The following is a 10877-nucleotide window of genomic DNA, read 5'->3' as shown; positions in this document are numbered from 1 at the left end:
ATGACCACTGACCCCTTGGAATCAATCATCTAGCATGGCCGCCATGAGCGGTACCGCCTTCACACCGAGGCTTCAGCAGGCCGTCGCGCGGGCGCGCCGGATCGCCGCCGAGTACGGCGTCACCGACGAGGAGGGGCATCCGGTGGTCGGGACCGAGCACCTGTTCCTCGCCATACTCGACGACGGGTACTCGGTCCCGACCCAGGCCCTTGAGGAGCACTACAGCGTGGGGGCCCTCAAGGAATCGGTGCTTCGGGTGATGCGGAGCCCGGGGTACCAGGGGCGTATGCCTCCCGCGTGACCGTCGCCAGGGCGGCGCTCAGCGCGGCCCGCAGTCCGTCATGCCGCGGCCCGAGGGCGTGCTCGGCGGCGAAGCGTTCGGCGCCGTAGAGCCACACGGGCCCCGCTCTGCGCCGGCCGGGCTCCCAGGAGTACCGGGCGTGGACGTGTCCGTGCAGGTGGTGCAGTGAGTTGCCGAGCACCTCGTAGTTGGCGCGGGAGAACGCCGGGTCGCGCTCCCCGCAGACCTGCTCGACCGCCTCGCCGAGCAGCGCGAGGTCGAAGAGGAACGCCGCGCGTTCGCCGCGCGGCAGGTCGGTGAGGCGGTCGGCGGTGCCGTCGTGGAGGAGGACGCAGTACCCGGGCAGGTGCTGGGTGTCGCCGATCACCGCCCACCCGGTGCGCATGCGCAGCAGGACGGTGGGGTTGCGGCCCAGCCGGGCCGCTCGGACGCGGTCCTCGCGCCAGTCGGCGGGCGCGTCCTCCTCGTCCGGGCTCACTTCGCGCCCTGTTCCAAGTCCAGCAGGAAGCGCTTGCGGTCGGTCCCCCACGCATACCCCGTCAGGCTGCCGTCGGCGCCCACCACGCGGTGGCAGGGCACGACGATGGAGATCGGGTTGGCGCCGTTGGCCGAGCCCACCGCGCGGGCCGAGGTCGGCGCGCGGCCGATGCGTTCGGCGATCTCGGCGTAGGTGGCGGTGGCGCCGTAGGGGATCGCCGCCAGCTCCTTCCAGACGCTCTTCTGGAACGGTGTGCCCTGGGGGCTCAGCGGGAGGTCGAAGGCGGTGCGCTCACCGGCGAAGTACTCGCGGAGCTGCCGCTCGGCCTCGGCGAAGGCCGCGCGGTCCTCCTCGCCCAGGTCCGACCTGTGGGTCTGGTCGCCCATGTGCAGGGCGACCAGCGCGCCCTCCTGGGCGACGAGCGTCAGCGGCCCCACCGGGCTGTCGAGGACGGTGTGCACCCGCGCCGCGCGCGACGTGCCGGTGCCGGTGTCGGTTCGGATCGTGCTCATGGTGTCGAGTCTGCCGTCTGCGCCCCACCGAGGCTGGCGGGAATCGGACATCAGGGCCCGGCGGGCCGCCCCGGGGCGGCGATAGGGCGCGGTCCTAGGATCGCCGTGGGGCCGGGCGGACGCCCGCCCCCGGATCGCCGACCCGGGAAGGCCGTGATGACCACGCCGACGCAGCGGTTCACCGAGATCACATCCCTGGACGAGCTCCGAGAACTGGTCCCCGACCCCGTGCCGCACGTGCGGGACAAGGAGCGCGCCGCCCTGCTGGACGTCGACCGGGCCTGGCTGGCCGCCTCGCCCTTCTGCCTGGTCGCCACCAGCGACGCGGAGGGCAACTGCGACGTCTCCCCCAAGGGGGACCCGCCCGGCTTCGTCAAGGTACTGGACGAGCGCACCGTCGCGGTCCCCGAGCGTCCGGGCAACCGGCGGGTCGACGGGTTCCGCAACGTCCTGTCCAACCCCCGTGTGGGGCTGCTGTCGATCATTCCGGGGCGCGGGGACACCCTGCGCATCAACGGCAGGGCGCGCCTGGTGCGGGACGCCCCGTTCTTCGACGAGATGGTCGTCAAAGGGCACCGGCCGCTGCTGGCGCTGGTGGTGGACATCGACACGGTCTTCCACCACTGCGCCAAGGCGTTCTTGCGCTCGCGCCTGTGGTCCCCTGAGGCGTGGGAGGGCGCGGACGCCGGGGTGCCCTCACGTCCGCGCATCGCCAAGATGGTCGACCGGCCCGACGAGTCCCTGGAGGAGCTGGAGCGGTACTACGGCGAGGAGTACACCAGGAAGCTGTACTGAACCGCCTCGGGCGCGGCAGGCGCCGGGCGGGCCCTCAGGAGGCTCGGAGGCCCCGTCCCTGCTCCGGGGGCGCCTCCTCGGCCGCGGCGAGCGTGGCGGCGAGGTCGTTCATGTCCATCCCCAGCGCCTTGGCCAGCGCGGCGATGGTGAAGAAGGCCGGGTTCGGGATGGCCCCGCGCTCGATCTTGCGCAGGGTGTCGATCGAGATCCCGGCGTCGTGGGCGACCTCGGCGGCCGTGCGGGGCGCCCGGGCCGCCCGCAGGATCTGGCCGAGCGCGCGGCCCCGGTCGCGCTGGCCTTCGGTCAGGGGAGTGCGAACCATGCTCGAACGATAGCCCATTGCACGTATAGATCGACTGGTATAAAAATACCAGTCGATCTATACGATGCAGTGGACGGAGACTCCGCAATGGTCACCATCAAGGGCCCCGAGGAACTGCGGCGGATGCGCGAGGCCGGGCGTGTCGTCGCCCGCGCGCTGGCCGCCGCCCAGGAGGCGGCCCGCCCGGGAACCACCCCACGGGAGCTGGACGAGGTCGCCGCCGGCCTCATCGCCGACGCGGGCGCGCGCCCCTCCTTCACCGGCTACCGCCCCTCGCCCGCCTACGCGCCCTACCCGGCGGTGCTGTGCGTGTCGGTCAACGACACCGTGGTCCACGGCATCCCCGGGACGGTCCCCCTGGAGGAGGGGGACGTCGTCTCCGTCGACTGCGGGGCGATCGTCGACGGCTTCCACGGCGACGCCGCCCGCACCTTCACCGTCGGCGCCGGGGACCCCGGGGCGCAGCGCCTCATCGCCGCCACCGAGAAGGCCTACGAGGCCGCCCTGGAGCACATGGTGCCCGGCGCGCGCCTGAGCGATCTCTCGCACGCCATCGAGAGCACGGCGCGGGCCGAGGGGTTCGGCATCGTCGAGGACCAGGGCGGGCACGGCATCGGCACCGAGATGCACGAGGACCCCCACCTCGCCAACACCGGGCGCCCCGGGCGCGGGCCGCGCCTGCGCGAGGGGCTGGTGCTGGCGATCGAGCCGCTGCTGACCGAGGGAGGCTCGGACGGGAGCCGCCTTCTGGCCGACGGGTGGTCCATCGCCACGGCCGACGGCTCGCGCGCGGCGCACCACGAGAACACCGTGGCGGTGACGGCCGAGGGGCCGTGGGTGCTCACCGCCCTGTGAGGCCGGTGCGCGGGGGTCAGTCCCGGGCGTCGCGCTTCTCGCGCCAGCGGTCGAAGAGCAGCGGCAGCTCGTCGAACATGAAGTCATAGAAGTCGTACATCTCCTGCAGGCGCCCGCGCGCCAGGCTGTCCTCGCCGGTGGCCGCGATGCCCGCCTCGGCCGCGGCCATCATCTTGCGCACGACCTCGTTCTGCCTGCTGTACAGCCGCTCCCAGGCGTCGCGGCGCAGCCGGTGGTGGTCGCGGCGGCTGCCCGGCACGGGTACGCGCTCCAGCATGCCGACGTGGTGCAGCGTCTTGAGCGCTCCGGAGACCGAGCCCTGGCTCACGTCCAGCTCCTCGGCCAGCTCGCCCAGGGTGAGCGAGGGCTTCTCGGTGAACAGGAACGCCGCCATCACCCGCGCCGACATGCGCTGCATGCCGAAGTCGGAGAGCATCAGGGCGAGCTCTTCGGCGTGCCTGCGCTGGTCGTTCTGGGCGGACAATGGGACCTCCGGTCCGGTGGGCGACACCCGCCATGATAGCCGCCCTTCAGAAACTTCCGAAGACAGGTGGGAACAGGCGGGTGAGCGGCCCGGCCGTCCTCTTGCTGGATTCTCGGCCATGCGGTCGGAAACCGAGCCGGGCGGCCAGGACGCCGCGGGCTGGGGCGGCCTGGCCATGACCGCCGCCGGGGCCGCGCTGCTCCCGGTGAGCGCCACCGCCCCTGAGGACCTGGACCCGCTGTCCCCCAAGGCGCTGGCCGACCCGGTGTTCGAGGGCCTCTTGTCGGTGGGCGCCATCCTGGTGCTGCTCTGGCTGTTCCAGCGCTTCTTCAACCGCCAGGGCCCCGTCGCCCGCTTCCTGTCCGCCAACGCCTACGGCGTGTACTTCCTGCACCCCGTGGTGCTGGTCGGCGCCGGGATGCTCCTGTCCGGGTGGCAGGCCCCGGCCCTGGCCAAGTTCGCGGTCCTGGGCGCGATCGCGCTTCCGGTGTGCTGGGCAGCGGCCCAGGGGATGCGCTCTCTCCCGTATGCCGAGCGCGTCTTCTGACGCGGAGCGCCCGACACGTACCGTTCGACCGACACACCCGAGGGAGAGGGGAAGGCATGGGCGCCTTCAGCGGAAAGACCGTCCTGGTCACCGGCGGCGCGAGCGGCATCGGCGCCGCCACGGTCCGCCGCGCGGCGGCCGACGGCGGCCGTGTGCTGATCGCCGACGTCGCCGAAGAGGCCGGGACCGCCCTGGCCGCCGAGACGGGGGCGCGGTTCGTGCGCACCGACGTCTCCCGGTTCGCCGACATGGAGGCGGCCGTGGCCGCCGCCCTGGAGATCGGCGGGCTGGACGTCCTCCACCTCAACGCGGGCGTCGGCGGCCCCAGCGAAGGGCTGGCGGACCGCGGGGTGCCCTACGACCTGGACGCCTACCGAAGGACGGTGGGCGTCAACCTGGACGGCGCGGTGTACGGGGTGCACGCCGCGCTACCGCACATGCGCCACCGCGCGGGCGCGGCGGTCGTGGTCACCTCCAGCGTCGCCGGGCTGATCTCTCCGCCCCAGGGGGAGGTCTACTCGGCGACCAAGCACGCCCTCATCGGGCTCACCCGCTCGTTGGCGGCGACATTCGCCGACGACCCGATCACCTTCAACGCCGTGTGCCCCGGCTTCGTCGACACCCCGATGATCGCCGGTATGGAGCAGGTCATCGAGCAGATGGGCCTGACCGGCGCGGTCATCCCGCCCGAGGAGGTCGCCGCGCTGGTGGAGCGCATCGTCGCCGACGGCGGCGACGGCGAGGTGTGGATCGCGCGCAAGGGCGGCGCCGTGCGCCACGCGTTCCCCGACCCGGCGGCCCTCCTGGGGGTCGATACGGCCCAGGGAGGTGGCGGCGGGTAGCCGACCGGCCGCCACCCGACGGCGCGGGGAGGCCCCTCGGCGGGCTGCCTGGTGCCGGGGGCCGACGCTTGGCAGGCTTGGCCCATGAGCGTCATCGTGATCGGCGGGGGCATCGTCGGAGCGAGCGCCGCCTACCACCTGGTGCGGCGCGGCGTGTCCACCACCCTGGTCGACGCGGCCCTGCCGGGCCAGGCCACCGCGGCCGGGGCCGGGATCGTCTTCCCCTGGCCGTTCCCGTGGGAGGCCCCGCAGCACCAGGCCTTCGCGCTCCGGGCGGCCGACCACTACCCGGCCCTCGTGCACGCCCTGGAGGCCGAGGGGCGCGCCACCGGCTACAGGAGGGTGGGCGGGCTGTCGGTGGCCACCGACCCCCACATCCTCGACCGCGACGCCCGGGTCCTCACCGATCTGGTCGACCTTCCCGGGTACGAAGGGCTGGGGCGGGTGCGCCGCCTGCGGCGCGGCGGCCCCCGGGAGCTGTTCCCCGCCCTGCCCGAGGACGTCGAGGGCGTGCACGTGGAGGGCATGGCGCGCGTCAACGGGGGGATGATGCGCGATGCCCTGTTCACCGCCGCCGAGGAGCGCGGCCTGCGCTACCTCAAAGGCGCGGCCGAACTCACGGCCGCCGGCGGCCGGGTGCGCGGAGTACGCGCGGCGGGGGAGGAGCTGGCGGCCGACGCGGTGGTCGTCGCGGCCGGGGCTTGGACCGCCGAGCTGCTGCGCCCCTTCGGGGTGGACGTGCCCGTGTACCCCGTGCGCGGGCAGATCGTGCACACGGCCCTTCCGGGTGCGCACACCCGCGACTGGCCGGTGCTGCGCTTCCCCGGCACCGACCGGTACATGCTCGGCATGCCGCCCGACCGGGTGATCCTGTCGGGCACCCGCGAGCCGTGGGCGGGCTTCGACCACCGCGCCACCGTCGACGGCGTCCTGCAGGGGCTGTCCGACGCGGTGTCGGCGGTCCCGGCCCTGGGCGAGGCCACGGTGGTGGAGACGCGGGTGGGCTTCCGGCCGGGCAGCCGGGACGACCTGCAGCTGCTCGGGCCGGTCGGGGCGCTGTCGGGCGTGGTGGTGGCCACGGGACTGGGCGCCAACGGCCTGACGTTCGGGCCCTACCAGGGGGCGGTGGCAGCGACGCTGGCCGTCGGCGAGGAGCCGGAGGCCGACGTCTCGGCGTTCCGGCCCGACCGCGTGGCCCCCGATCCGGGGAGCGCCGCGGCCGAGTAGGTTGCCGGGTCGGCAACGAACGTGGCCCGCACGGGCGGGACGGTGCACGATCGCCTCCGATGCACACCCAGGGCCCCAGGGCCCGCGACACCTTCGGAGGCGAAGAGATGGACGACGCGAGCGGGCCGGAGGAGTCGGCGCCGGTCCTGCGTGGCGCCTCGGTACTCGCCGACGTGTTCTCTCCGGAGAGCGAGGCCCGGGTCTGCGCACTCGTCCTGGGGGAGCGGCGGCACGGGCTGCCGGGGCTGCCCTCCGAGGGCGCCCCTGTCCACACCTGACCGCGCGCCTCCACGGAGGCACGCGCGCTTGTGGGGTGTCGACCGGCGCCCCGCCGTCGGCGGGCGGCCTTTGGCCGCCCGCCGGGCTCAGGCGGCCTGGAACGAGCGCCGGGACAGGCCCACGCCGTACCCGTCGAGCGTCGTGGTCACCGGCGCGGTGGGGTCGGTGGCCGCGCCGAGGGTCACGAACAGCGGGGTGAAGTGCTCGACCGTGGGGTGGGCGTAGGGCATGCCCGGGGCGGCGGTGCGGAATCGGGCGAGCTCGGCGACGTCGCCGCGGGCCAGCGCGTCGGCGGCCCAGGCGTCGAAGTCGGCCGACCAGCCGGGCACCCGGTTCTCCTGGAACATCTCCCGGGTCAGGTAGGGCAGGCCGTGGGTCATGTGGCCCGAGCCGACCACCAGCACGCCCTGCTCGCGCAGCGGGCGCAGCCGCCCGCCGATGTCCAGCAGCCGGTCCGGGACCTCGGTGGGCAGGCTGAGCTGCAGGACCGGGACGTCGGCCTCCGGGTACATGATCTTCAGCGGGACCCACGCCCCGTGGTCCAGGCCGCGCCGGGCGTGCCGGTGGACCTGCTCGGTGTCGGGCATGAGCCCGGCGACCTGCTGCGCGAGGTCTCCGGCGTCGGGGGTGTCGTAGCGGAAGCCGTGGTAGAGCGGGTCGAACCCGGAGAAGTCGTAGACCAGCTCGTCGGGGCGGTCGGCGCTGAGCGACAGCGGCGCGGACTCCCAGTGTGCGGAGACGACCAGGATCGCCTTGGGCCTGGGCAGGGCGCGGGCCCACTCGTGCAGGGGGGCGAGCCACTCGGGGCTCTGGAAGGGCAGCGGCCCGCCGCCGTGGGACAGGTAGAGGCTGGGCAGCGGGCCGTCCTCGGGGGTCCAGGGCCGGTGCGGTTCGGCGGCCTGGAGGGCGGCCGCGCGGCGCAGGTGGGCGGCGAACGGGTGCTCGGCCGGGATCCGGGCGTCGGCGGCGGCGGTCGAGGTGGTGCGGGGCGCGGTCATGGGGACTCCTCGAAGGTGCGGCCGCTCGCGGCAGGGCGGCGTTTGGCTGTCCCGCCGCCGACGCGCCTGGGAAGTCCGAGGCCGCCGGGGCGGGGTGTCCGTCTGGGAGAATCGGTTGTCGCGACAACTTTCATTATGCCCAGCGAACTTGTTGCTACAACCATTCCTGGTGAGGATGTGACCGTGGACACTCCCTGGCTCGACCGGCGCCAGCTGCGCGCGTGGATCCGGCTGCGGGCGGTACTGGAACTGCTCCCCGGCGTCCTGGACGCGCAGCTCCGGCACGACTCCGACATCACCGAGTTCGAGTACTTCGTGCTCGCGGTCCTCTCCGAGGCCCCGGAGCGGACGCTGCGCATGACCGAACTGGCGGCGCGCACCAACGCCACCCTGCCCCGGCTGTCGCACGTGGTGGCCCGCATGGAGCGCCGGGAGCTGGTGGAGCGCTTCCCCTGCCCCGAGGACCGGCGGGCCACCAACGCCCGGATGGCGCGGGCCGGGTGGGACACGCTGCGCCGGGCCGCGCCCGGGCACGTGGCCACCGTCCGGCACCACGTCATCGACGCGCTCACCGACGAGCAGGTCGACCAGCTCGCCGACATCTGCGAAGCGCTGCTGGCCAGACTCGACCCGTCGGGGACGATGTCGGCGATCTACACGCGGCACGACGAGCCAGGTGGCGAGGAGCCGACGCCCGGGGAGGGACGCACCGGCGATCCCTGACGGCGCCCTGCACCGCCCCCTCAGGCGGTCAGGAATCGAGAAGTGCCCGCCGTGTGGCCGCGACTAGCGTGGGAACACCTTGTTCACGCGGCTGACCAGGAGCGACGCACGATGAGCGACGAATCGACGGGCACCCCGGGCTTCTCCGAGGAGGAGCGCGCCTCACTGAAGGCACGCGCCGAGGAGCTCAAGGCGGAGGCGCGCGGGGGCCGGGGGGCGAAGAAGGCGGCCGCCGACGCGGCGGCGGTCCTGAAGAAGATCGCCGACATGCCCGCGCCCGACGGGGCGCTTGCGGCGCGCGTCCACGAGGCCGTCACCTCCGCGGCCCCCGACCTGGCCCCCAAGCTGTGGTACGGCCAGCCCGCCTACGCCAGGGACGGCAAGGTGGTGTGCTTCTTCCGCAGCGGTCAGGCGGACAAGGAGCGGTACTCGGCCTTCGGCTTCACCCCCGAGGCCGCGCTGGACGAGGCGGGAGGCATGTGGCCGACCGCCTACGCCCTGACGGAGGACCTGACCGAGGAGGGCGAGGCGGCCATCCGGGACCTGGTCGAGAAGGCCGTGAGCTGACCGGTCGGGGGCGGGGCGACGCCAGGGGCCCGTGCACGAACGTCTCTGGGGCGTGTTTCTCGGAGGCTCTTCGATCAGCGAGCGGCCGTCGCCGCCTTCCGTGTCGGCTTCGCCAGGTTGCGCGATGGACCCTCGATCATTGGTGGGAGATCGCTGAACCGGCTGCGGACACGGCGAAGGGCGCCCGCGGTCGGTGTGTGCGGGCCGGGTGCGCCGGAGGATCGGGGCGTCGGGGCGGTGGTCCGGACGCTGAAGGGCCGGCTGGGGCCGGTGTGTGCCGGAGGGGCCGCGCGCTCTGCGCCGCGGTCCGGCGCGCCCGGCTGGTCGGCGCCCCGGTCAAGCGGTTGCCGGTGGTCGTCGGCCACTGATCGGGGCACACATTTCCCATCAACGATCTAGGGGCCGCCCCCGAGCGCGGCGAGGGTCGCCGCTGTCAGCGGCTCGGACCGGTTCGGGCAGCGCCCGAGGGCTTCGGAGCCGGGGCGGGCCGGTCCCAGAGCCGCGACGGGCGCACTCGCCTGGTCGAAGGAGATTCCACGGACGCGACTCGGGGCGGTCGCCGGGGCGGCGAGAGCTCCCGCGGCAATTCGGTTGTCCAGCGGTGGGCGGCCCCACTAGCGTGCCGCCGTGGACCTCTTCTCGCGCTCGTGGGACGCCCTTCTCGCCGCCGTCGCCGACCTGTCCGACGAGGACTTCGCCCGCCCCTCCGGCTGTTCCGGGTGGCTCGTGCGGGATCTCGTGTGCCACCTGGTGATCGACTCCCAAGACGTCCTGATCACCCTGGCCACCCCGGTCGACGCCGAGCCCACGCACGACGAGGCGGCCTACTGGCACGTCTCCTCCGAACCGCCCTCCGGCGACGACCCGCTCGACGCGCTGACCGTGCGGATGGCCGCCGCCTATCAGGACCCCGCCCTTCTCACGTTCCACCTCGACGACGTCGGCTCGGCGGCCGGGCGCGCCGCGCGCCTCGCCGACCCGGGCCGGACCGTGAGCACCAAGGGCCAGGTCATCACCGTCGCCGACTACCTGACCGCCTACGTGATGGAGTGGACGCTGCACCACCTCGACCTTGCCGCCGGGGTGCCGGAGGCGGCCGGGCCGCCGGAGGAGAGCCTCGCGCGGTCCCGCGCGATGCTGGAGAAGATCGCCGGGCAGGCCTTCCCCGCCTCGCTCTCCGACACCGACGCCCTCCTCGTGGGCACCGGCCGCCGCGCACCGACAGAGGAGGAGCGTTCGGCCCTGGGCCCCCTGGCCGCGCGCCTGCCGTTCGTCCTCGCCTGAACAGCCGCCCGCCCGGCCCCGGCCGCCCACGCCGAAGGGCCCGCCCCTCGCAGAGGCGGGCCCTTCGCGACCGGCTCCGGGCCGACGGGCGCCCCCGCGCCCGGCACCTCCTGCGGCCTTCAGGAGGCCGGGGACCAGGGGGTGAAGCGGGGCAGCCACGCCCGCACGTTCCTGCGGTAGTCCGCGTACTCCTCGCCGAAGAGCCGGACCAGCGTCGGCTCCTCGTAGAACCGGACGAACGTCGCGGCGATCGCCCACGCCACCGCCGTGTACACCAGCACCCCCACGGAGGCGAACAGCAGCGCCTGGCCGATGAGGGCCCCGACGATCGCCACGTACATCGGGTTGCGCACGAACCGGTTGAAGCCGTCGACCACCAGGTGCTCGGTGGGCGCCGCGGGGATGGGCACGCCCCGGGCCCGGGTGAACTCGACGAAGGCGTGGACCAGGACGGCCAGGCCCACGCAGATCAGAATCACCCCCACCGCCTGGGCCGGGATCCAGGCCGCCGACGTCTCGGGCAGCCGCCAGCGGGTGATGAGCCAGGGGATGACGCCGACCACCGTGCCCGGGGCGGCGATGAAGAACAGTGTGCTGCCGGCGGCAGCCGCCTTGATGGAACGCATGGCGCTTTCTCCGTTCTGTCGTATCCGTCGTGTCCGT

The 10877-nt window shown here is 74.0% G+C and carries 16 protein-coding genes; 10 read left to right on the top strand and 6 right to left on the bottom strand.

The features are described 5' to 3' along the window. Positions 1-43: 43 nt before the first annotated feature. Positions 44-301 carry a Clp protease N-terminal domain-containing protein gene (locus tag D476_RS0114555; RefSeq protein WP_239648710.1) on the top strand — a complete coding sequence of 86 codons (258 nt, stop codon included), beginning with the start codon at positions 44-46 and terminating at the stop codon, positions 299-301. Here D476_RS0114555 and D476_RS0114550 read toward each other — a convergent pair. Both D476_RS0114550 and D476_RS0114545 read right to left on the bottom strand, forming a co-directional pair. After that, complete coding sequence (locus tag D476_RS0114550) at positions 237-779, bottom strand: HIT family protein (protein WP_017624672.1); 543 nt, start codon at positions 777-779, stop codon at positions 237-239. The genes D476_RS0114555 and D476_RS0114550 overlap by 65 nt on opposite strands. Continuing rightward, positions 776-1291, bottom strand: coding sequence for a methylated-DNA--[protein]-cysteine S-methyltransferase (locus D476_RS0114545; protein WP_017624671.1), 516 nt, complete (start codon positions 1289-1291; stop codon positions 776-778). Before D476_RS0114545 ends, D476_RS0114550 begins: the two co-directional genes overlap by 4 nt. Before the next feature lie 156 nt (positions 1292-1447). Between D476_RS0114545 and D476_RS0114540 the strand changes: the two genes are divergently transcribed. Beyond that, positions 1448-2086 (top strand): pyridoxamine 5'-phosphate oxidase family protein, encoded by a 639-nt coding sequence (locus D476_RS0114540; RefSeq protein ID WP_017624670.1) that lies wholly within the window; start codon positions 1448-1450, stop codon positions 2084-2086. A gap of 34 nt (positions 2087-2120) precedes the next feature. Here D476_RS0114540 and D476_RS0114535 read toward each other — a convergent pair whose 3' ends face one another. Then, a complete protein-coding gene (locus D476_RS0114535; protein WP_017624669.1) occupies positions 2121-2408 on the bottom strand; it encodes a helix-turn-helix domain-containing protein in 288 nt (95 codons plus the stop codon). Positions 2409-2495: 87 nt separating this feature from the next. Between D476_RS0114535 and map the strand changes: the two genes are divergently transcribed. Beyond that, the gene (gene map / locus D476_RS0114530) at positions 2496-3263 is read left to right on the top strand and encodes a type I methionyl aminopeptidase (RefSeq protein WP_017624668.1); all 768 of its coding nucleotides are present in this window, start codon (positions 2496-2498) and stop codon (positions 3261-3263) included. Positions 3264-3279: 16 nt separating this feature from the next. On the opposite strand, the gene D476_RS0114525 is transcribed toward map, so the two are convergent. Further along, on the bottom strand, positions 3280-3747 hold the full coding sequence (locus D476_RS0114525) for a GbsR/MarR family transcriptional regulator (protein WP_017624667.1): 468 nt from the start codon (positions 3745-3747) through the stop codon (positions 3280-3282). A 118-nt stretch (positions 3748-3865) separates the two neighbouring features. Here D476_RS0114525 and D476_RS0114520 point away from each other — a divergent pair, with 118 nt between their 5' ends. From D476_RS0114520 to D476_RS0114505, 4 genes are all read left to right on the top strand, one after another. Then, positions 3866-4294, top strand: coding sequence for an acyltransferase family protein (locus tag D476_RS0114520; RefSeq protein WP_017624666.1), 429 nt, complete (start codon positions 3866-3868; stop codon positions 4292-4294). 56 nt (positions 4295-4350) lie between these two features. Then, positions 4351-5136, top strand: coding sequence for an SDR family NAD(P)-dependent oxidoreductase (locus D476_RS0114515; RefSeq protein WP_017624665.1), 786 nt, complete (start codon positions 4351-4353; stop codon positions 5134-5136). A gap of 84 nt (positions 5137-5220) precedes the next feature. Then, the gene (locus tag D476_RS0114510; protein WP_017624664.1) at positions 5221-6363 is read left to right on the top strand and encodes an NAD(P)/FAD-dependent oxidoreductase; all 1143 of its coding nucleotides are present in this window, start codon (positions 5221-5223) and stop codon (positions 6361-6363) included. Positions 6364-6422: 59 nt separating this feature from the next. Beyond that, positions 6423-6641 carry a hypothetical protein gene (locus D476_RS0114505; RefSeq protein ID WP_017624663.1) on the top strand — a complete coding sequence of 73 codons (219 nt, stop codon included), beginning with the start codon at positions 6423-6425 and terminating at the stop codon, positions 6639-6641. An 87-nt stretch (positions 6642-6728) separates the two neighbouring features. Here D476_RS0114505 and D476_RS0114500 read toward each other — a convergent pair whose 3' ends face one another. After that, the gene (locus tag D476_RS0114500; protein ID WP_017624662.1) at positions 6729-7640 is read right to left on the bottom strand and encodes a dioxygenase family protein; all 912 of its coding nucleotides are present in this window, start codon (positions 7638-7640) and stop codon (positions 6729-6731) included. A 183-nt stretch (positions 7641-7823) separates the two neighbouring features. Here D476_RS0114500 and D476_RS0114495 point away from each other — a divergent pair, with 183 nt between their 5' ends. The 3 genes from D476_RS0114495 to D476_RS0114485 all read left to right on the top strand — a co-directional run bounded on the left by D476_RS0114495 (position 7824) and on the right by D476_RS0114485 (position 10214). After that, positions 7824-8363: a MarR family winged helix-turn-helix transcriptional regulator gene (locus D476_RS0114495; RefSeq protein WP_017624661.1), complete on the top strand. Its 540-nt coding sequence runs from the start codon at positions 7824-7826 to the stop codon at positions 8361-8363. A 111-nt stretch (positions 8364-8474) separates the two neighbouring features. Beyond that, on the top strand, positions 8475-8930 hold the full coding sequence (locus D476_RS0114490) for a DUF1801 domain-containing protein (RefSeq protein ID WP_017624660.1): 456 nt from the start codon (positions 8475-8477) through the stop codon (positions 8928-8930). Positions 8931-9557: 627 nt separating this feature from the next. Next, positions 9558-10214: a maleylpyruvate isomerase N-terminal domain-containing protein gene (locus tag D476_RS0114485; RefSeq protein WP_017624659.1), complete on the top strand. Its 657-nt coding sequence runs from the start codon at positions 9558-9560 to the stop codon at positions 10212-10214. 119 nt (positions 10215-10333) lie between these two features. On the opposite strand, the gene D476_RS0114480 is transcribed toward D476_RS0114485, so the two are convergent. Continuing rightward, positions 10334-10840: a methyltransferase family protein gene (locus D476_RS0114480; protein ID WP_017624658.1), complete on the bottom strand. Its 507-nt coding sequence runs from the start codon at positions 10838-10840 to the stop codon at positions 10334-10336. Between the last annotated feature and the right edge of the window lie 37 nt (positions 10841-10877).

It is taken from the genome of Nocardiopsis chromatogenes YIM 90109 (genome assembly GCF_000341185.1).
GTDB lineage: Bacteria > Actinomycetota > Actinomycetes > Streptosporangiales > Streptosporangiaceae > Nocardiopsis_A > Nocardiopsis_A chromatogenes.
This window is presented reverse-complemented; position numbering and strand designations above follow the sequence as displayed.

Excerpts from the sequence above, each read along its gene's own strand:
- D476_RS0114555 (WP_239648710.1), top strand. The coding sequence starts at position 44 with ATGAGCGGTACCGCCTTCACACCGAGGCTTCAGCAGGCCGTCGCGCGG.
- D476_RS0114545 (WP_017624671.1), bottom strand. The coding sequence starts at position 1,291 with ATGAGCACGATCCGAACCGACACCGGCACCGGCACGTCGCGCGCGGCG.
- D476_RS0114540 (WP_017624670.1), top strand. The coding sequence starts at position 1,448 with ATGACCACGCCGACGCAGCGGTTCACCGAGATCACATCCCTGGACGAG.
- D476_RS0114535 (WP_017624669.1), bottom strand. The coding sequence starts at position 2,408 with ATGGTTCGCACTCCCCTGACCGAAGGCCAGCGCGACCGGGGCCGCGCG.
- map (WP_017624668.1), top strand. The coding sequence starts at position 2,496 with ATGGTCACCATCAAGGGCCCCGAGGAACTGCGGCGGATGCGCGAGGCC.
- D476_RS0114520 (WP_017624666.1), top strand. The coding sequence starts at position 3,866 with ATGCGGTCGGAAACCGAGCCGGGCGGCCAGGACGCCGCGGGCTGGGGC.
- D476_RS0114515 (WP_017624665.1), top strand. The coding sequence starts at position 4,351 with ATGGGCGCCTTCAGCGGAAAGACCGTCCTGGTCACCGGCGGCGCGAGC.
- D476_RS0114510 (WP_017624664.1), top strand. The coding sequence starts at position 5,221 with ATGAGCGTCATCGTGATCGGCGGGGGCATCGTCGGAGCGAGCGCCGCC.
- D476_RS0114505 (WP_017624663.1), top strand. The coding sequence starts at position 6,423 with ATGCACACCCAGGGCCCCAGGGCCCGCGACACCTTCGGAGGCGAAGAG.
- D476_RS0114500 (WP_017624662.1), bottom strand. The coding sequence starts at position 7,640 with ATGACCGCGCCCCGCACCACCTCGACCGCCGCCGCCGACGCCCGGATC.
- D476_RS0114490 (WP_017624660.1), top strand. The coding sequence starts at position 8,475 with ATGAGCGACGAATCGACGGGCACCCCGGGCTTCTCCGAGGAGGAGCGC.
- D476_RS0114480 (WP_017624658.1), bottom strand. The coding sequence starts at position 10,840 with ATGCGTTCCATCAAGGCGGCTGCCGCCGGCAGCACACTGTTCTTCATC.